Source organism: Leptotrichia sp. oral taxon 223 (assembly GCF_013394795.1).
In the GTDB taxonomy this organism is placed as follows: Bacteria; Fusobacteriota; Fusobacteriia; order Fusobacteriales; family Leptotrichiaceae; genus Leptotrichia.
The window spans coordinates 329,357-348,959 of the sequence record NZ_JABXYU010000001.1 but is presented as its reverse complement, the minus strand read 5'-3'; the positions used below and the strand labels follow the sequence as shown (position 1 = coordinate 348,959).

19 protein-coding genes are annotated in these 19,603 nt (G+C 30.3%); 14 read left to right on the top strand and 5 right to left on the bottom strand.

The window, feature by feature from the left end:
* Position 1: 1 nt before the first annotated feature.
* The 6 genes from HW275_RS01810 to HW275_RS01785 all read left to right on the top strand — a co-directional run bounded on the left by HW275_RS01810 (position 2) and on the right by HW275_RS01785 (position 5,449).
* Positions 2-982 (top strand): VacJ family lipoprotein, encoded by a 981-nt coding sequence (locus HW275_RS01810; protein ID WP_178934637.1) that lies wholly within the window; start codon positions 2-4, stop codon positions 980-982.
* A 50-nt stretch (positions 983-1,032) separates the two neighbouring features.
* Entirely contained in the window at positions 1,033-2,277 is a 1,245-nt protein-coding gene (gene glyA / locus HW275_RS01805) for a serine hydroxymethyltransferase (protein ID WP_178934635.1), read from the top strand.
* A 24-nt stretch (positions 2,278-2,301) separates the two neighbouring features.
* Positions 2,302-2,997 carry a ribonuclease PH gene (rph, locus tag HW275_RS01800; protein ID WP_178934633.1) on the top strand — a complete coding sequence of 232 codons (696 nt, stop codon included), beginning with the start codon at positions 2,302-2,304 and terminating at the stop codon, positions 2,995-2,997.
* Positions 2,998-3,038: 41 nt separating this feature from the next.
* Positions 3,039-3,638: a tetratricopeptide repeat protein gene (locus HW275_RS01795; RefSeq protein ID WP_178934631.1), complete on the top strand. Its 600-nt coding sequence runs from the start codon at positions 3,039-3,041 to the stop codon at positions 3,636-3,638.
* Between the two features lie 198 nt (positions 3,639-3,836).
* Complete coding sequence (locus HW275_RS01790) at positions 3,837-4,751, top strand: S-adenosyl-l-methionine hydroxide adenosyltransferase family protein (protein ID WP_178934629.1); 915 nt, start codon at positions 3,837-3,839, stop codon at positions 4,749-4,751.
* Positions 4,752-4,930: 179 nt separating this feature from the next.
* Positions 4,931-5,449, top strand: coding sequence for a glucose PTS transporter subunit IIA (locus HW275_RS01785; RefSeq protein WP_178934627.1), 519 nt, complete (start codon positions 4,931-4,933; stop codon positions 5,447-5,449).
* A gap of 141 nt (positions 5,450-5,590) precedes the next feature.
* Here HW275_RS01785 and HW275_RS01780 read toward each other — a convergent pair whose 3' ends face one another.
* The 3 genes from HW275_RS01780 to HW275_RS01770 all read right to left on the bottom strand — a co-directional run bounded on the left by HW275_RS01780 (position 5,591) and on the right by HW275_RS01770 (position 8,030).
* Positions 5,591-6,952 carry an MATE family efflux transporter gene (locus HW275_RS01780; protein ID WP_218975073.1) on the bottom strand — a complete coding sequence of 454 codons (1,362 nt, stop codon included), beginning with the start codon at positions 6,950-6,952 and terminating at the stop codon, positions 5,591-5,593.
* A gap of 314 nt (positions 6,953-7,266) precedes the next feature.
* Positions 7,267-7,587 carry a hypothetical protein gene (locus tag HW275_RS01775; protein WP_178934625.1) on the bottom strand — a complete coding sequence of 107 codons (321 nt, stop codon included), beginning with the start codon at positions 7,585-7,587 and terminating at the stop codon, positions 7,267-7,269.
* Positions 7,588-7,652: 65 nt separating this feature from the next.
* Positions 7,653-8,030, bottom strand: a complete 378-nt coding sequence (locus tag HW275_RS01770) for a hypothetical protein (protein ID WP_178934623.1) — start codon at positions 8,028-8,030, stop codon at positions 7,653-7,655.
* Positions 8,031-8,411: 381 nt separating this feature from the next.
* Between HW275_RS01770 and HW275_RS01765 the strand changes: the two genes are divergently transcribed.
* The 5 genes from HW275_RS01765 to HW275_RS01745 all read left to right on the top strand — a co-directional run bounded on the left by HW275_RS01765 (position 8,412) and on the right by HW275_RS01745 (position 14,034).
* Positions 8,412-9,500, top strand: coding sequence for an NAD(P)-dependent alcohol dehydrogenase (locus tag HW275_RS01765; RefSeq protein ID WP_304177621.1), 1,089 nt, complete (start codon positions 8,412-8,414; stop codon positions 9,498-9,500).
* A gap of 38 nt (positions 9,501-9,538) precedes the next feature.
* Complete coding sequence (locus HW275_RS01760; protein ID WP_178934621.1) at positions 9,539-10,492, top strand: GTP-binding protein; 954 nt, start codon at positions 9,539-9,541, stop codon at positions 10,490-10,492.
* Between the two features lie 261 nt (positions 10,493-10,753).
* Positions 10,754-11,725, top strand: a complete 972-nt coding sequence (locus HW275_RS01755) for a lipopolysaccharide assembly protein LapB (RefSeq protein WP_178934619.1) — start codon at positions 10,754-10,756, stop codon at positions 11,723-11,725.
* Between the two features lie 424 nt (positions 11,726-12,149).
* A complete protein-coding gene (locus tag HW275_RS01750; protein ID WP_178934617.1) occupies positions 12,150-13,523 on the top strand; it encodes an FAD-dependent oxidoreductase in 1,374 nt (457 codons plus the stop codon).
* Between the two features lies 1 nt (position 13,524).
* A complete protein-coding gene (locus tag HW275_RS01745) occupies positions 13,525-14,034 on the top strand; it encodes a hypothetical protein (RefSeq protein WP_178934615.1) in 510 nt (169 codons plus the stop codon).
* Positions 14,035-15,097: 1,063 nt separating this feature from the next.
* Here the strand turns inward: HW275_RS01745 and HW275_RS01740 are convergent.
* On the bottom strand, positions 15,098-15,934 hold the full coding sequence (locus tag HW275_RS01740; protein ID WP_178934613.1) for a hypothetical protein: 837 nt from the start codon (positions 15,932-15,934) through the stop codon (positions 15,098-15,100).
* 24 nt (positions 15,935-15,958) lie between these two features.
* Entirely contained in the window at positions 15,959-16,771 is an 813-nt protein-coding gene (locus tag HW275_RS01735; RefSeq protein ID WP_178934611.1) for a hypothetical protein, read from the bottom strand.
* A gap of 468 nt (positions 16,772-17,239) precedes the next feature.
* On the opposite strand from HW275_RS01735, the gene HW275_RS01730 reads away from it, so the two are divergent.
* The 3 genes from HW275_RS01730 (at position 17,240) to HW275_RS01720 (ending at position 19,587) form a co-directional block, all read left to right on the top strand.
* Positions 17,240-17,461: a DUF896 domain-containing protein gene (locus HW275_RS01730; RefSeq protein WP_026749191.1), complete on the top strand. Its 222-nt coding sequence runs from the start codon at positions 17,240-17,242 to the stop codon at positions 17,459-17,461.
* A gap of 215 nt (positions 17,462-17,676) precedes the next feature.
* The gene (locus tag HW275_RS01725) at positions 17,677-18,339 is read left to right on the top strand and encodes an HAD family hydrolase (RefSeq protein WP_178934609.1); all 663 of its coding nucleotides are present in this window, start codon (positions 17,677-17,679) and stop codon (positions 18,337-18,339) included.
* A 225-nt stretch (positions 18,340-18,564) separates the two neighbouring features.
* The gene (locus tag HW275_RS01720) at positions 18,565-19,587 is read left to right on the top strand and encodes a pseudouridylate synthase (RefSeq protein ID WP_255459981.1); all 1,023 of its coding nucleotides are present in this window, start codon (positions 18,565-18,567) and stop codon (positions 19,585-19,587) included.
* The last annotated feature ends 16 nt before the right edge of the window (positions 19,588-19,603 follow it).

The following is a 19,603-nucleotide window of genomic DNA, read 5'->3' as shown; positions in this document are numbered from 1 at the left end:
AATGGCAGGAAAAAATAAATTATTAATATTTGGAGCAATGTTAATTGCTGCAACAGCTGGACAAGCTAAAATGATGGAAATTAGAAATGAAGACACTGTAATGTTTATGGAAGAAAACGAAAAAGAAGTCAATGATGATCTCTTTGTAGAATTTGTTAATGGCAAGACAGCGGAAACGCCTGATAAGAGTATTGAATTAGTTTCACAGACGAATATAAAGACAAAGAAGAATAAGCCTGATAAAAATAAATATATTGCTTTTGAACAGAACAATTATGGAATATTGGCAGAAAACTTGGAAGAACTGGACGAAGATTACATTGTATCAAGCCAAGTGTTTCAGTTAACTGGAATAAATGATTCACTGGAGCCATTTAACAGAAGAATGTACGCCTTTAATACACAGCTTGACAGAAAAGTGCTTTATCCAGTTTCACGTGTCTATGCAGCAGTTGTTCCAAAGCCAATAAGAAAAGGTATTTCAAATTTTTATAATAATTTTAGCGAAATACCGACATTTGTAAATTCACTGTTGCAGCTAAAACCTGGAAAAGCCGCAAATGCACTTGGAAGATTTGTTGTAAATTCAACAGCAGGACTATTGGGAGTGGCGGATGTTGCTAAAAATATCGGAATGAAAAGAGATCCTGAAACAATGGGGGATACTTTAGGGCATTATGGAGTTAAGCCAGGCTCTTATTTAGTATTGCCAATGTTTGGACCAAGCAGCATAAGAGATGCGATTGGAACAGGGATAGATACAGCAACAGAAAGTGCGGCAAGAGGTGTGGCTGAGAAAAAGCTGTTTTTTGATACAGGAGTTTTTGATAAGACGGTTTATGGATTTACAAGGCCAGCTGTAACAGGGTTGAATGCACGTTCTATGCTCAGTATGAGATACGGGGATTTAAATTCGCCATTTGAATATGATTTAGTGAAGGCACTTTACTATAATTACAGAAAAATCCAAATTATAAAATAGAAATATTTGAACAATAAAAAAATTGTTTAGTTAGATGTAGGAGGACGAGGATGAGCTATATAAAAGATGTGGATTTAGAAGTGTACAATGCGATTGTGGAAGAGGAAAAAAGACAAGAGGAAGGAATTGAGCTGATTGCTTCTGAAAACTTTGTTTCAAAGGCTGTGATGGAAGCGGCTGGTTCTGTATTTACAAATAAATATGCAGAAGGGTATCCAGGGAAAAGATATTACGGCGGATGTGTAAATGCTGACGTTGTGGAAAATCTTGCTATCGAAAGGCTGAAAAAAATATTTGGGGCAAAATATGCAAATGTGCAGCCACATTCTGGATCTCAGGCAAATATGGGAGTTTATGTGGCGCTTCTTGAAGCTGGAGATAAAATTTTGGGAATGAGCCTTAGCGCAGGTGGGCATTTGACACATGGCTACAAAATAAACTTTTCCGGAAAAAATTATATTGGGCTGGAATATGGCTTAAATCCTGAAACAGAATTGATTGACTACGAAGCAGTCAGAGAAATTGCATTAAGAGAAAAACCTAAAATGATAGTTGCAGGAGCAAGTGCCTATTCAAGAATAATAGACTTTAAAAAATTCAGAGAAATTGCTGATGAAATTGGGGCGTATTTAATGGTGGATATGGCTCATATTGCTGGACTTGTGGCAGCTGGACTTCATCCAAATCCAATAGAATATGCGGATGTAGTAACTTCAACGACGCATAAGACACTAAGAGGGCCTCGTGGCGGAATAATCTTGACAAATAACGAAGAAATTGCAAAAAAAATTGATAAGACAGTATTTCCAGGAATACAAGGTGGACCACTGGTTCATATAATTGCTGCAAAAGCCGTTGCATTTAAAGAAGCGCTTAGCCCAGAATTCAAAAAATATCAGGAGCAGGTGGCAAAAAACGCAAAGGTTATGGCTGAAGAATTGACGAGAGGCGGACTCAGGATTGTAAGCGGAGGTACCGACAACCATTTAATGCTGGTAGATTTACGTCCGATGGGAGTTACAGGGAAAGTAGCCGAAGCAAAACTGGAAGAGGCTGGAATAACTTGTAATAAAAACGCTATTCCAAATGATCCTGAAAAACCATTTGTTACAAGTGGAATAAGATTGGGAACACCTGCAATAACAGCTCGTGGATTTAAGGAAGAAGAAACAAGACAGGTAGCACAATTTATATTGACTGTTTTAGGAAATATAAATGACAGTGAAAAAATTTCCCAGGTAAAAGAGCAAGTTTTAAAATTAACAGAAAAATTTCCCCTTTATAAAAATAAATAAATGGAAAATAAATTAGGAGGAAATGTGAGAAAAAATAATAGAAAAAACGATGAAATGAGAGAAGTAAAAGTAACAAAAAATTACATTATCCATCCAGAAGGTTCAGTCCTAATTGAATTTGGCAACACAAAAGTCATCTGCAACGCAACAGTTGAGGAAAAAATACCAAGATGGCTGAAAGGAACAGGCTCAGGATGGATAACAGCAGAATACAGCATGCTTCCAAGAGCTACAAATGCACGTGTTCAGAGGGAATCAGTAAAGGGAAAGCTTTCTGGAAGAACAATGGAAATCCAGCGTTTAATCGGAAGGGCGTTAAGAGCAGCAGCAGACTTGGAAAAACTTGGAGAAAGAACAATAATGATTGACTGCGATGTAATTCAGGCGGACGGCGGAACAAGAACAGCTTCAATTACAGGAGCATATTTGGCTTTGGAACTGGCAATTGAAAAATTGATAGACGAAGGGAAATTAAAAGAAATGCCGATAAAATCAAAAGTGGCAGCAATAAGCGTAGGAAAAGTCAGAAATGAGCTTTTGCTTGATTTGGAATACGAAGAGGATTCAAAAGCGGATGTGGATATGAATATTGTAATGAATGACAAAGGCGAGTTTATCGAGCTGCAAGGAACAGGAGAAGAAGCAACTTTTACTCATGCGGAACTGTTAAAATTTATAGAGTTGTCAAAGAAAGCCTTTGATAAACTGTTTAGCTTATAAAAATATAAAAAATGTTTTAGGAAAGGATGGTGAAAAAATAGATGAAGAAAAACGGAATGGAAAAATTATTTGATGAGTATATGAAAAGGATACAGTCTGGGGATACGAAGGCCATGAATGAGATTGGACTTATTTTTCAGAATAATTATGAAAATGAAAATGCAAAAAAGTGGTTTTTGAAGGCTATTGAGGCAGGAGATTATGAGTTTGCAAATAATCTGGGCTATCTTTATGCCAGCCAGCATGATTTTGAGAATGCTGAAAAATATTATTTGATTGCAGTTGAAAATAAAGATTACGACGCTTTAAATAATCTGGCAATTTTGTATGAGCAGAACGGGAAAAATGAGGAAGCTGAGAAATATTACGTAAAGGCAATTGAAAAGAACTGTGAAGGTGCGAAGGAAAATCTCTTGACATTCTACAATTCAACTAACCAGACAGGAAAGGAAAGAGATATATATTTGCAAATGGCCTGGAAAGACGACATCAATGCAATGAACCATCTAGGAATGATTTTTGGAAATGAAGGGAATTTTAAGGAAGCTGAAAAATGGTTTTTGAAGGCTGCAGCGCTTGGAGATGAGCATGCAAAGAATAATTTAAAAGTGTTAAGAAATAACTTGAGAAAAACAAACTAAATTATTTTTTGTTAATGGACAAAAATTTTTAATTTTTGAATTTAGCTTTAAGGCAGTGTTGCTATGAAGCAGTCCTAGCTTAAAACGAGAGCAGAAGGCTAGGCTGTATTTAGTCAATCCGCTGTTTTTATATATTTTTACTCCAATTTTTAAATGGATTGACTATAATTATAAATTTATGGAAGGGAAGTTGATTTTATGAAAAAATTGAATAAATTATTGTTATTGGTATTGTTTTTATTTTCATTAAATATTGTGACTGCAGCGAATGTTAAAACTAATGGCGCAATAGTTCTTCAAACCGATTTTGGAGAAAAGGACGGGGCTGTATCGGCTATGCGTGGAGTGGCATTCGGCGTGGATAATAATATTAAAGTATTTGATTTGACACATGAAATTCCTGCTTACAGCATCTGGGATGCAGCTTACAGACTTTACCAGACAGCGGAATACTGGCCAAGCGGAACGGTTTTTGTATCAGTTGTGGATCCAGGAGTTGGAACAGATAGAAAATCAGTTGTTTTAAAAACTAAATCTGGACATTATTTTGTAACACCTGACAATGGGACATTGACATTGATTGCGGAAAGACTTGGCATTGATGAAATCAGGGAAATTGATGAAGCTGTGAATAGAAGAAAAAATTCAGAAAAAAGCTATACTTTTCATGGAAGAGATGTATATGTTTACACAGCGGCCAGACTTGCGACAGGAAAAATTACATTTGAGCAGGTAGGTAAGAAATTACCAAATAAAGTTGTGGAAATACCGTATCAAAAAGCAACAATAAACGGCAAAACAGTTTCTGGAAATATTCCAATGCTTGATGTGCAATATGGGAATGTGTGGACTAACATTAACAGGGATACAGTAAAATCACTTAATTTGAAAAAAGGTGACATTTTAACTGTTGAAATTTTTAACAATAATAAATCTGTTTATAAAAAAGATATCCCGTTTGTAAATAGCTTTGGAGATGTTGCGGATGGGAAACCGCTTGTATATTTTAACAGCCTTGATAATATTTCTTTTGCATTAAATATGGATAATTTTGCTGAAAAAAATAAAATTAGCTATGGCGGGGAATGGACTGTAAAAATTATAAAAAAATAAAATATTTTTAGTCAAGCAAGATAAAAAAGTTATGTTTAAATTAGAATATAATTTCAAATATTTTGTCAAAAGGCGAATTGAAGATTTTTTTCAAATTAAGGTTTGACTAATTTCATTATATGTGGTAACATAAAAATGAGATAATTAAATATAAAAATAAATAAATTGGAGGAATTAGAATGGGATTATTTGATTTATTCAAAAAAGGTAAAAAAGATGACGATGCTAAACAGGAATTTGATGGGAAAGTGATAGCACCTATTTCAGGAAACTTATTGCCTCTATCAGAAGTGCCTGATGAAGTTTTCGCTCAAAAAATGGTAGGAGATGGAGTTGCTATTGAACCAACTGCATCAGGTGTAATGTTGGCGCCAGCTTCTGGAAGAGTGGAAAAAATCTTTGATACTAACCATGCTTTCAGTATTGTAACACCTGCTGGAATCGAAATTTTTGTTCACTTCGGAATGGATACAGTTCAATTGGAAGGAAAAGGATTTGAAAGAATTGCTGAAGAAGGCGCAATAGTAAAAGTTGGAGATCCATTAATCAAATACGATTATGATTTCTTGAAGGCAAATGCAAAATCAATTATCACGCCAGTAATCATTTCAAACTATGAAGACTATGCTTCATTAAATCCAGTTGAATCAGGAACTGCAACAGCTGGAGAAACAGTTGTATTAAATGTTCAAAAATAATTTAATAGAATAAAATTTATTAAAAAAAATCTCTATTTAAGTAATAAAGTTTTTACTTTTTTAGAGATTTTTTATTTTTAAAATTTAATAAAAGTGCTTAAAAAAAATTTAGGCATTATAGATATTTTGTTTAAACATTTCTTATTTTCCCACTTTTATTCCCTTCTTCCAGTCAATGGATTTTACTAAAATAAAGAATATTATTCCTGCCAATGTATTTGAAAATAAATTTCCCCAGAATATCGAATAAAGTCCAAGGTATTTTTGTGTCAGTAAAATAAAGATGTATCTTAACAGCCAGATTCTTAAAATTGACATGACTAATGGTACTTTTGTTCTTCCAAGTGCTATAAAGACTCCTTGTGCTATCATAAAGACGCTAAACCCGATTACTGAGTATGTGTAAATATGAAGAGCCTTGTCAGCGATTTCTATTACTTTTGGAACTTTTGTGAAACTTAGTACAAGCGGCAATGAAATAGGTAAAATTAAGGCGATAGTTAAAATTGAAATAGTAACTCCAGTTATCCAGCCCACTTTAAACACATCCTTAGATTTCTTTATATTTCCAATTCCCATATTTATGCTAATCATCGAGGAAACAGTGGTTCCTATTGACGACGGCAGGATAAAACAGATTGCATTGATATTGGAGGCAATTCCCTGAGCATTTAAGGCAATGGCTCCGAATTTTTCCATTTCCTTGTTTATAAGAAAAAAACCAAGATACAAAAAGGCGTAATTTAACATTGATGGAAACCCGATTTTTAATAATCGTTTTATAATTGGCAGTTTTATTGTGTAACTTCGTAAATTAAGTTTTATATCTCCGCTTTTTAAAAATAAATCGTGAAACATCCAGACTGTAACAACTATGTAGGAAAAAAGTGATGCCATTACTGCACCAGTAATTCCCATTTTTAAAACATACAAGAAAATTGAATTAAAAATTATTTTTAAAATTAATAAAAGAAAAATTCTGATAAATGTAACTTCGGGACGTCCAATTGCATTTTTTGAAGAATTATAAATGGCTGCCAAAAATACAAAGGGCATTATGAGCGAATAAAGCGAAATATAAGTATAGACATTGTTACGGATTTCAGAAGTTGTATTATTTGAAATTAAAAAAGCTGTAAACATGCACACAGGAATTAATAAAAGTCCAATGAAAAAACTGAATACAAAAATTTGCAGCATTGTTTCCTTAACAGCCAACATACGCCCTTTCCCATACAACCGTCCAAGCATAACCAGCGTGGCCACTCCCAGCCCTTGTGACAATGCAATCATAATATTCAGTACAGGCTGGCTAAATGTAACAGAACTGGCAACTTCCACACTTGTCAGCCTGTTTAGGAATAAACTGTCTGAAAGCGGTATAAGAGCCTGTATAATCCCAACTAGCAGTGTCGGCACAGACAAAAAAAGTAAAGTGTTGATAACTTTCCCATGTAAAATCATCTGACGGCGTTCTTCATTTGATTGAGCTTTAAATAACATCTTAATTTTCCTCCCTTTAAAAAATATTGCATTTTTTCATTATAGCACTTTTTTGTGAAATTTAAAACACTTTTATAACTTTTATTTTTTCTGGTTTAGAAAAGCAAGGATTAAGAAGCATGAGAAATTAGTTAAAATTGAAAAAAATAAAATATTAAAAAGAAAAGTATTCAATAAAGAAAATGAAGAAAATTTCAAGGAAAAGGACGGAAGGCAGGCTGGAAAGATTGGAAAAGCAGTAGAAATCTGAGTAAAAAAATATAAGTTTTAATTTTGGACTTATAATTATTTTTTACACTGTCGTTATATAAAAACTATTTTTGGTATAGATTTTCACATTTCTCAAGGAGTTTTAAAAAATCCCTCACATCTTTCATTCTAATTTTATTAAAAATTTTTGAATTTAAAAATTTTAGCCATCTTCTAAAATGAAAGAATTTTTTTATTTCTTTTGCTGTAGATGTATTTTTTGAAAGTTTTTCATAATAATTTAGCAATATTTTCAAATCATAGTCAACTTTATATTTTTCCAAGGAGAGCAAAAATACAATTACATCCCTTATTTGCAGTTCTTTTATATATTTTTCCTCTATTTCCTCTTCAAAATCAATCATATAGACTTTGTTATCTTTCATAGTAAAATTTCTTAATTGAGAACCTCCTTTTGCAAATCCCTTAAGGTGCAGCTCAACCAGTGATTTTAGAGCTTTTTTACTAATGCATCTTCCTTCATTTTATCATTAGCTCTTTCTATAATTTCGACAAAAGTTTTTCCAGTGTTTTCCATTATATAGTAATTTTCTGTTTTGTAGACAACTTTTGGTACATTTATGCCTTCTTTTGCCATTTTTTCCAAAATTTCTGATTCAAACAAAACTAAATTTGTTTTTCTTGATGGAACTGTCGGATAAATTATTGGATTTTTTGTAATCATATAAAGCAATTTTTGCAGCCTATGTCCAGTGTGTAATTTTCTTTCGTTATCTTGTTTTAAATAATATTTATCATTTATTTTAAAAACTCTAGGTTTGTTTTTTAATTCTTCTTTTGTATAAATAAATTGTATATTTTCATACATTCCATATTTCGCCTTCTCTCATTTTTTATTTTTTTAAGAATCCTGGATTAAATCAATTTTACTATGTCAGTCTGCACAATTCAATTCTATTATTAATTTAATGAAAATTTTCACCATCCTTTTACAATGTTTTTTTATATTTTATATTATAACAGATTTAAAAAAAAAATACAAATTTATTTAATTAAGTGCGATTATACTACAGCTGTTTTTTTGCCAGTTAAAAATTTGCTTAAAATTATCTGCTCCTAGACTTCTTATTTTCCTATTTCTGTATTGTCTACAAAAATTTCAAGTAATGAAAATTTGCATTTTGAAAATTTATGAGTTATACTTATATTAATAAAAACTTATAGTATTGTTAATTTAGGAGGTTTTAAAATGGCAGAACAAATGAAAGCGTTTGTAATGAAAAGAATCGGAGAAGTTGGGTGGATTACAAAAGACAGACCTAAATGCGGGCCGACAGATGCAATTATAAAACCACTTGCGCTTGCACCTTGCACTTCAGACATACATACTGTTTATGAAGGTGGAGTTGGAGAAAGATTTGATATGGTATTGGGACACGAAGCTTGTGGAGAGATAGTTGAAGTTGGGGAATTAGTTAAGGATTTTAAAGTTGGAGATAGAATTTTGGTTGCGGCTATAACTCCAGACTGGAATTCGGTGGAAGCTCAGTCAGGGTATCCGATGCACTGTGGCGGAATGCTTGCTGGCTGGAAATTTTCAAATGTTAAGGATGGTGTTTTTGGAGAATATTTCCATGTTAATGATGCGGATGGGAATTTGGCTTTGATTCCTAAAGGAATGGATTATGGGACAGCATGCATGTTAAGCGATATGGTACCTACTGGATTTCATAGCGCTGAACTTGCAGATATTCAGTTCGGAGATGTTGTTGCAGTGTTTGGATTAGGGCCTGTGGGGCTTATGGGAGTTGCTGCTGCGGCATTGAAAGGAGCTGGAAGAATAATTGCCATTGACTCAAGAGAACAGGTTATACCAATTGCAAAAGCGTATGGAGCGACAGATATTGTTGACTTTAATGAAGCGCCTGTGGATGAGCAGGTTATGGCACTTACTGATGGAAAGGGTGTCGACAGGGTATTGATTGCAGGAGGAGATCAGAGAGTATTTGCTACTGCTATAAAGATTTTAAAACCAGGCGGACGGATTGGAAATGTAAATTATCTGGGAAGCGGAGAATTTATACAGATACCTAGAGTTGAATGGGGAACTGGAATGGCACACAAGCAAATTTTTGGAGGGCTTATGCCAGGTGGAAGATTAAGACTTGAAAAACTGGCAAGATTGATTGAATTTGGAAAATTAGATCCGAGCCTTTTAATTACTCACAGATTTGAAGGCTTTGAAAATGTAGAAAAAGCCTTGGAACTTATGAGAACAAAAGCTGATGGAGTAATAAAACCTGTAGTTTATATGACTTCCCAAAGAATAAACGAGTAAAAAAGGTAAACGAAGTAAAGGGAAAAAGGTGAAAAGAATTGAAAATACTTGTTATTTCAGGCTTTCTTGGAGCAGGGAAAACTACATTTATTAAAGAGATGGTTAAAAGCACAAAAAGGGAATATGTCATTTTTGAAAATGAATTTGGAGATGTGAACATTGATGGCGAAATATTGAGAAATAATAGCAAAGAAATGAACAAAAATATGGAAAATGGAATAAAAAGGGAAGATGTGGAATTGAATGTTTGGGAGCTCACAAGCGGATGTGCCTGCTGTAGCACCAAGGCAGATTTCATATCCTCGCTTCTTGTCATAGACAACACCTTAAATCCTGATTTTTTAATAGTAGAACCATCAGGAATCGCTATTTTGAGCAATATTTTGAATAATGTTTCAAATGCCAGTTATGAAAGGATAAAAATATTCCCGCCAATAACAATAGTAGATGCCAGAACATATTTCAAGTACAAGAACAAGTATGCTGAAATATTTATAGATCAAGTGAAAATGGCGCCACATATACAACTTTCAAAAGCCGAAAATATGACAGATGACGAGATAAATCTAATCTATGAGGATATAAAAGCAGTTAATCAAAATGCACATATTCACACGGCTGATTATCATAATCAAAGTACGGATTATTGGAACAGCCTTTTTAGCGGAGAGCTTTTGAAAACAGGAAATTCAGATTTAATAAATGTCAAAAATAAAATGCAGAATGTTACTTATAAAAATTCATACGCTGATAACCCTGCGATTCTTGTATCTTTTCTGGATAAGCTGATTTTAGGCTATTATGGAGATATAAATAGAGCAAAAGGCGTATTTAAAGCATTTAACTGCAATATGCACTTTGATGTGGCAGATACGAATTACAATATTGTGATTTTGGAAGATAATGCTGAGAATAATGCAGTTTTTATAGGGAATCAGATTGACAAGGAACTGTTAATAAAAGAGCTTGATGAAATGAGAAATTTAAAATAAAATTTTTCAATAATTTCTGTTAAGGAAATTAAGAAATGTAAGAAATAATAAATAAAGACTGGATTTTTTCAGTCTTTTTTGTATGGCGAAAGGCATAACCCTATAAAAAAATGACTTTGATTTTATAAATTTTTTGATTTCTGCTCTTTAAATGGGAAATAGTATAAAATGGAATATAAACAAAAATGAGGTATAATATTATTGTGTAAAATTAAAAATATAAATTTTGTTAATATTGGAAAAATATAGAAAGGGAAAGTTATGAAAAAAATAGTTTTAATTTTGATAAGTATATTATTTTTAGTGAGCTGTGCCAGAAATATTCCGTTGTCAGAGGAGGAAAAAGGAGCTTTAAAAAAGGCAAAAATAGAAATTGCTGAAATGAAGAAAAATCCCACAATGGCAGAAAAGGAAAGAATTTTGCAAAAGGGTAGAGAAGTTCAGAGAAAATATTTACGGATTGGGGTAGTGTATTTTAAAAGTGTGGAAAAGGATATTCCGATGGCAGATTATTATCTGGCAAGAAATTATAGTGCGAGAGGGGAAAATGAAGAGGCACTGAAATGGGCAAGAAAAGGCTCGGACAGAGGAGTGAAGGAAGCAAGTGCATTTGCAGGGCAGATATATGCTAATCGCATAGATGAGTTAAATGCGAGAAAGTATTATATAAGGGCAATGGATCAAGGAGATTATAGGGAAGACACCTTGTTTAGAGTGTGGGTATATGGAGAAAGGAAGGAAATTGATAGCGAAGTGGTGGAAGCGTTTAAAAGAAATTTAAATAAAAATATTGAGGTAAAAAATACTTTGGCTTTTTACTATCAAAGGTACAATTACTTTGATGAAGCTGAAAAATTGTATAAGGAGCTTGTTAATGAAAAATATCCGAATGCAGAAAGGCTTTTAGGGGAGCTTTATATGTCGAAAAAAGATTATGATAAGGCGGAAGAATGGCTGTTAAAGGAATCAGAAAAATTGTTTTCATATTCAGAAGACAATGTGAAATATATTGAAGAAAAAAGAGCAAGATTATTGCGTCTGTTATCAGAAGTTTACGAAATGAAAGGAGATTATGGCAAGGCTGAAAATAGCCTTTTAAAAGCAAAAAAACTTGCACATAAGGAACTTACATTAACGAGTTTAGCCAAATTGTATGAAAAGCAGGGGAAGTATAGTCAAGCTTTGAAAATAAATGAAGAATTAGAAGAATTGAAGAAAAATAAGAAAAAATAAATAAATTTTGATATAAAAATGGAAAAATGACAAACAGCAGCATTACATGAATTTTCACAATGATTTATAACAGATATAGATATAGTAGTAACTGGATATTTACAGATATGACATTAGGTACATTTATGTAGTCGCTCAAAGATACAAAAGAATACTGGATGTTTTTTGTGGAAATGATTTATAAACTTTAATAAGTGTGATATGATTGAATTTCCAGATGATTATACGGTAGAGTTTATGGAAAATGAGGAAACTTTGAATATTTTGGTTATAAGGGGGAGGATATTGAAAAAATTAATATAAATTTGTAAACACAAATATTGTTTTTTTGTAAAAAATGTGGTATTCTTACAATATAAAAATTAATTTTATAATGAATACAATTATGTAACTAAAATTGTAGGAAATAGAAAGGACGAAGAAAATGAAAAAATATGATGCAATAATAATTGGATTTGGAAAAGGTGGAAAAACTTTGGCAGGATTTTTAGCTGGGAAAGGTCAAAATGTGGCTTTGATTGAGAAATCGGACAAGATGTATGGAGGGACTTGTATAAATATTGGGTGTATTCCTACAAAAAAACTTGTTGACAGTACAAAAGTTCTTAAAAATAAAGGATTAAACGGTATTGAGGAAAAGGAGAAATTTTATACAGAAAGTATAAATAATAAAAATACATTAATTGGTGCGTTACGTGGAAAAAATTATGAAATGCTGGCTACAAAGGAAAATATTGATATTTACGATGGATTTGGAAGTTTTGCTTCAAAAAATGTAGTTAATATTGAAAGTAATGGAGAAAATGTTCAGATTGAAGGAGAAAAGATATTTATAAATACAGGTTCGACTACGATAATTCCTGGTATAAAAGGGCTTAAAGAAAGTAATTACGTTTATACAAGTACTTCAATTATGGAACTAAAGGAACTTCCTAAAAAATTGACTATTCTGGGGGCAGGGTACATTGGGCTGGAATTTGCTTCTATGTATGCTGATTTTGGGTCAGAAGTTACAGTAATTGATTTGGCACAAAGACTTATGCCTAGAGAAGATGAAGAAATTGCTGATAGAGCAAAAGCTATATTTGAGGCAAAAGGGGTTAAATTTTTACTAGAATCAAAAATTGAGGAAATTGTTGATAAAAATGGAAAAGGGTATGTGCAAATTTCACAAGGGGCAAGCAAGAGCGAAATTGAATCAGACGCAATTCTTGTTGCAATTGGAAGAAAACCTAATACAGAAGGTCTTAATCTAGAAGCGGCAGGAGTAAAAACTGACGAAAAAGGTGCGGTTGTAGTTGACGAAACATTGAAAACAACAGCTGATAACATTTGGGCAATGGGAGATGTGAAAGGCGGACTTCAATTCACATATATTTCTCTTGATGACTTTAGAATAATAAGAGATAACCTTTACAATGGAGGAAATAGGACAGTAAACGACAGAAATGTAATTCCATATAGCGTATTCATAAATCCACCTTTGTCAAGAGTTGGAATGACTGAAAGCGAAGCAATTACCAAAGGATATGAAGTAAAAACAGGAAGACTTGAAGCAATAGCAATTCCAAAGGCAAAAATAGAAGGTGTAACAGATGGACTGCTTAAAGCAGTTATAGATGCAAAAACAGATAAAATACTGGGATGTACTTTATTATGCAACACTTCCCACGAAATGATAAACATTGTTGCAGCGACTATGAAAGCTGAACAAAAATATACATTCCTAAAAGATATGATATTTACTCATCCGACAATGAGCGAGGCTTTGAATGATTTATTTGGGAGCGTGAAATAAATTGGAAGAATTGACTGTGCTTATATTTTTAGATTTATTGATGCTTTATAGCTTATTTAGATTTATTTTTTGTTTTATAAAAGTTTTTCAGAAAAAAGAAATTAAGAAGTTTTTATGGGGTGATTTAGTTTTTGGAATAGTGTATTTGCTTTTATGTATAAAAATTTTGGGCAAGGATTTTTTTTCACAAAACCAAGGTTTGCACGTAATAGTATGTATTTTGGTTGTTTTATTGTTTATGATAATGAAAAGAAAAAATAACAAGTTCTTGTCTTATGTTGCTTTTTCTTTAGTTTTTACTGATTTGTTAGGATTGATTTATCATGGAAATATGCAATTTTATGGAATTATAGTTTTACAAATACCGATTTTTATAATTGCAAATTTTGTAAAAGATGATAATAGATTAAATAGATATACATATTCAACATTAATAATGGCTAATTTACTCAATATATCTGCAATTTCACTTAAAACTTTTATGTTGTTGGAAAAGACAGGAAAAATTTGAATCAAGGAGAAGGTAAAATGGTATTAATTTTAATGACAGTTGTAATACTTTTTTACGAATTATTCAAAATTCTCTTTAATATTATAAGGGTTTTCTTTTTCAAAAAAAGGATAAAAAAGTTTATAATTATTTGTTATTTGCAATAATGGTGATTGACATAATAATCTTTTTAATTGCATTATTCAGTATATTTGGTTTGTATCCTGTTATGTTTTTTCTACCTGTTATATTGATTTGTATAGTGTTAATTCTAAGAAAAAAGAATAATAAATTGGATTATGGATATTTAATGTTGTCTTTAATTAATACTAAACCCCGTTTAGAAATAAGAATAAATTTTTATAATAAGGTTATTTGATAGCTAATTCATAATCATTTCAACTAAATTGTTTTTTATTATTTTTTAGATATTTTGATTAATAAATATTTTTTCATATTACTATGATTTTTCTTTTTTATTTTCGTAGGATTGCTCATTGCCGCAAATCCTACAACCTATGGCTAGTCTACGACATTTTTCTGCACTGACAAAAAACTCGCTATGCTCAAACAGTTTTGCCAGCACAGAAAAATGCTCCGACGGATTAGTTTATACTAGACTCTGTTTAAAAAGTGAAAATGATGTTTTAATTATTTGAAAATATTAGGTTTTTATTCTTTGCTAGAAAAGTTTGTAATAAATCCATTATTTAAATGGGGTTTAGTATAATATTGTAAATATTTTTATATCGTATGTTGTTTTGATTGCTTATATAGCTTCAGAATTTTAAAAAATAATAAGATAGAATAATAAATAAAAATAAAATTTTTTTGCAAATGAAAATCACGGTTATTAAGATTAACTGTGATTTTTTGTTATTAACTTTAGTCAGTTGAGTATGCAAGATGTACGAAATATAAAATTGCTCGCTATGTGAGTGTGGAAATGTTCCATTATAATAGAGTTATTCAATCTGCCATTAATGAAAGAAAGGTGTTTATATGACTATAGGAAAATGTGAAAATCTTTTATAAAAAAATAATCATTATTTTTAACAACAATGATTATTTCAATTATTTGTTTTTAATTAAAATACCCCATAAAATCATTTTTTAATTCTAAAATTTTTTTAGTTAGTTCAGGATAGAAATTTGTTCCATAAATTTCATCTTCCATAAATTTATTATATTTTTCAATTGGAATTTTACCATTCTTATCCTTGTTTTCTGCTATAAACTGCTTTAAGTTTTGATATAATTCATCCAAACTTTTACCTGTATATTCCGCACGCCAAACACTGTCATCAGCATTGTCATAATCTAATACATACATATGTGGAAAAGACAGTTCAGGAATTTTTATAATAATATATGTTGAAAAAATTTTTTTTGTGCTTTTATCTTTTTTGAATGTTATATCTTCTTCCAAAAATTTATCATCCAGTTTCATTTTTTGTATTGTATCATAAATTAATAACATTTTTTGTATTTTTGTTACAAGTTCTTTTCTAGAATCATTCAACACAATGTTTTTTTTACTTTCAAAAACAGGAATATTATTTTTAAAAGCAATATCTCTATATTCTGTCATATTAAAATTTGAAGTATTAATTTCAAATTTAACTAAAGTTGTCATATTTCTTTCAGAATAATTAAGATATTTTGGATCTAGAATGTATAAATTTCCATTACAACGTTCATTATAATCAAGTACACAGTATCCATGTCCATTATTTATTTTATAAATTTCCATTCCAGATTTTATTTTTTCACTAAGAAGGGGAAAATACTCATAATAAACTATCTTGTCTGCTTCAAATGAATTAGTAAAACCTGAACTTTGAAATATTATCATAAGACTAAGAAATAAACACCAACTTGATATTTTAAATTTTTTTTCCAAAATAATTTGACAATTCATAGTTGATCTCCTTTATTGTTTTCTTTATTCTAAAAAGAAATTATATCCCAGTTCATCATTTAATTTTAAAATTTCCCTATTTAACTCTGGATAAAAATTTGCATTATAAATTTCTTTTTCCATAAACTTATCATATTTTTCAATTGGAATTTTACCATTCTTATCCTTGTTTTCTGCTATAAACTGCTTTAAGTTTTGATATAATTCATCAAAATTTTTACCTTTGTATTCTAAATTCCAAATTGCTTTATTAACATTTTCATAATCAATAATATACATAGGTGTATAGTATGACAATTCAGGAGTTTTTATAATAATATAAGTCGAAAAATCTTTTTTTATGTGTATTGTTCCTGTCATTGAACTGGGTCCATCATCTACTTCGATTATTTCTTCATCCGTAGTTATATTTTTAATCATATCATGTATCATCAGCATTTTTCTTATTTTTTTTATACTTTCTTTTTGAGAATTTCCTAAAACAATATCTGATTCACTGTTAAAATGCAAATAATCATTATCAAAAGTAATGTTTCCATATTTTTTTGCCTTAAAATTTGATAAATCAATATCCAGTTTAATTGCACTTTGCATATTTTTTTCTGTGCCGTTAGCATACTTGGGATCTAAAACTTGTAGTAGACCGCTGCATTCTTTCATAAAATCTGAAGTTCCACAATATCCTTTTACTTTATGTATCTCCATTCCAAATTTTAATTTGTCCGTAAAACCTCGATAGTTATAATTGTAATACACTACTTTATTTAATTGCTTCGGTTCAGAAAATATCATTACTTGTAATATAAAAAAACATAAAATAATTTTTGTTGCTTTCATTTTGTTTTTCTCCCCTGCGATATATCATTTTTTATTAATAACATTAATATTTCTTATTATTTTAACATAATCTATATGTGAATGTAAATACTTATATTTTTATTAAATAAATAAATAAATAAATGTTGTAATCATAGTAAAGCGATAAAATTTAGTAAAATTTTATAATTAATATTGTAATCTGTGTATAAAACCAAAATTTTTTTCAAATAAAAATTTGTGAAATATATAAATTCTTTAGAAAAATATTTTCTTAAAAAATATTGATAAATTATAAGCGATACAGTATAATAATATTGTTATATACTTTTTGGATTATAAAATTTATAAATTGGAAAAAAAGATAAAAAATAATCTCAACACTAAGAGTTTAATATCAATAAATTTTATTTTATATCATATTTTAGATAAAAATTGAGATGGAAATTAGAAATGAAAGTAATATTTTTTAGAAAGGAAATTAGAAAAATGGAAGATATTATTAAAAAGATAAATGAATTTTCAAAGTTGGCACGTGAGAGGGAATTGACAGAGGAAGAAAAGAAAGAGCGTGAAAAATATAGAAAAATGTATATTGAAAAATTTAAGGAAAGTGTGAGGGGGCATTTGGACAGTATTAAAGTGGTTAGAGTGGATGATGAAGGAAATCCAATTGATGATGACGGAAATGTTATTGAGCCTGAAGCGTAAAAAAATTAAGAAATTAGGTGGATTAGAGAAAATTGCAAAAGTAGGAAGTTTCAGAAATTGAATAATAACAGAATTTATACAGTAAGAAATTAAAGTTTTGTCAAAATTTTAGAAGAAATAAGAAAAATTGAAAATAAAAATGCTATATTAATAGGATTTTGTAAACTTTTGTAAATAATTAACGGAAATAATGGGAAAGGAGTGAGTGGAAATTTATGAAATATGATTTAGTTATATTTGATTTGGATGGAACGCTTATGGATACGTCGAAATCTATTACAAAGACTGTAAATTCAGCGATGGAGGAACTTGGAAAAAAACAGTATTCTATTGGTGAATGTGTAAAATTTGTCGGTGGTGGAGTTTCAGGGCTTGCACGGAATATTTTGGGAAAAGAGAAATATGAGGATGTAACGAAAGAGGAAATGGAAAAAGTTATAAGAAAATATTATGATATTTACTTTGACTATGGTGTTGAACCTTATGAAGGAATACCTGAATTGCTTGATTTTTTGGAAAAGAATGGTGTGAAAAAAGGTATTGTAACAAACAAGGATCACAAAACAGCTTTGTCTGCTGTTGATAAAAAGTTATCCAAATGGAAATTTGATGGAATATTTGGTTCAAATGAAAAGGAATATCCAAATAAGCCAAATCCGTACAATGTTGATAAAATGGCACAAAACTTAAATATTTCAAAAGAAAAAATATTATTTGTTGGAGATATGCTGGTGGATGTAAATACTGCCAAAAATGCTGGAATTGATATTGTTTACTGCAAATGGGGATTTGGCGAAGTAAAAGGTGAGGATGGAATTGATGAAGATGTGAAGGTGTCTAGCGTTCGGGAAATTATTGAAAAAATAGAAGGTGAATAGAAAGTTTTTGAGAAAGTCGTTTTAGTATTTTTATATTAAAGCGATTTTTTTTAATATGTAAAATGCTATACATTTGTTAGAGAAAATGATAAAATGTAATCAAATCTTTTTTTAATCTGAACTAGTAAAAACTTAATAAATTTGGGGTTTGAGTAGGTTTTTGATTTGGATTTTAAAGTATTTTTACTGTACGTATAAAATAAAAAAATTGACGAAGGATGAAAAATGAAGAAAATTGATACGGAGAAGACAGAAATGGATAAATTGATAAGAGATTTTGAGAATACAAAATATTTCGGATATATGTTTTTTGTGAAATATGATGGGCAGAAATTTGAATCTTTTGATGAAAACCCAAATAAAAAAAGTGTGAAGGCGGAATTTAGAAAAATTCTGGAAAATAACAAAATTAGGATTTTTAAAGGTATTCAGCAGGCTGGAAGAACTGACGCAAATGTGAGTGCAAAGGAAAATATTCTTTATATAAATTCCAAAGAGATAATTGATTTTTCAAAATTAAAATTTTTGGAAACAGAAGGGCTAAAAATAAATAAAATAGTAAGAACATTGCCGTTTCTTGAATTTCCACAAATGATTGAAAAAAGATATTATATTTATGAATACCCGAAAAATCTTGTAAAAAACGACGAGAAGAGAATAACTCAAATTTGTGAAAAAGTGTCTGGGAAAAAGAATTTTTACGAATTTACTTCAGAAAAGGGGAAAAAATTAAAAAATCACACAAGAGAAATTTTTGTAAAATATGAAAATGATAAACTGTATTTTGTGGGAGATGGATTTTTACCACAGCAGGTGCGGATTATGAGCAATTTTATTTTAAATAATACAAAGTTTGATATTGAAAAGTTAAATGATGAGAATTTTGAAAACAGGAAATTGGGGATAAAAGATAAATCACTGGATGGGAAATATTTGACACTTGTGAAAGTTGACTTTTCAGAGGAATTGGAGAAAATCAGTTTTTTTGATGTAAAAAATATTGAAGAATTGATAAATTTGAAAAAGAATAATAATGAAAATTTGGAAATAGAAAATTCTGAAATCAAAATAGACGATTTGAATGAACAATTAAAAAGCCTTAGTAAAGTTAGAAAAATTGAAAAAAATAGTTATTTTACGGTATTTTTCGTTGAAAAGAAAGATAAAGGGGAATTTATCGGGAAAAGAGGAAAGAATATTAAAAAGTTAAAGAGGATTTTTGGGGATATAGTTGTGAAAGAAATGTAAAAAATTAAGGAAAAGG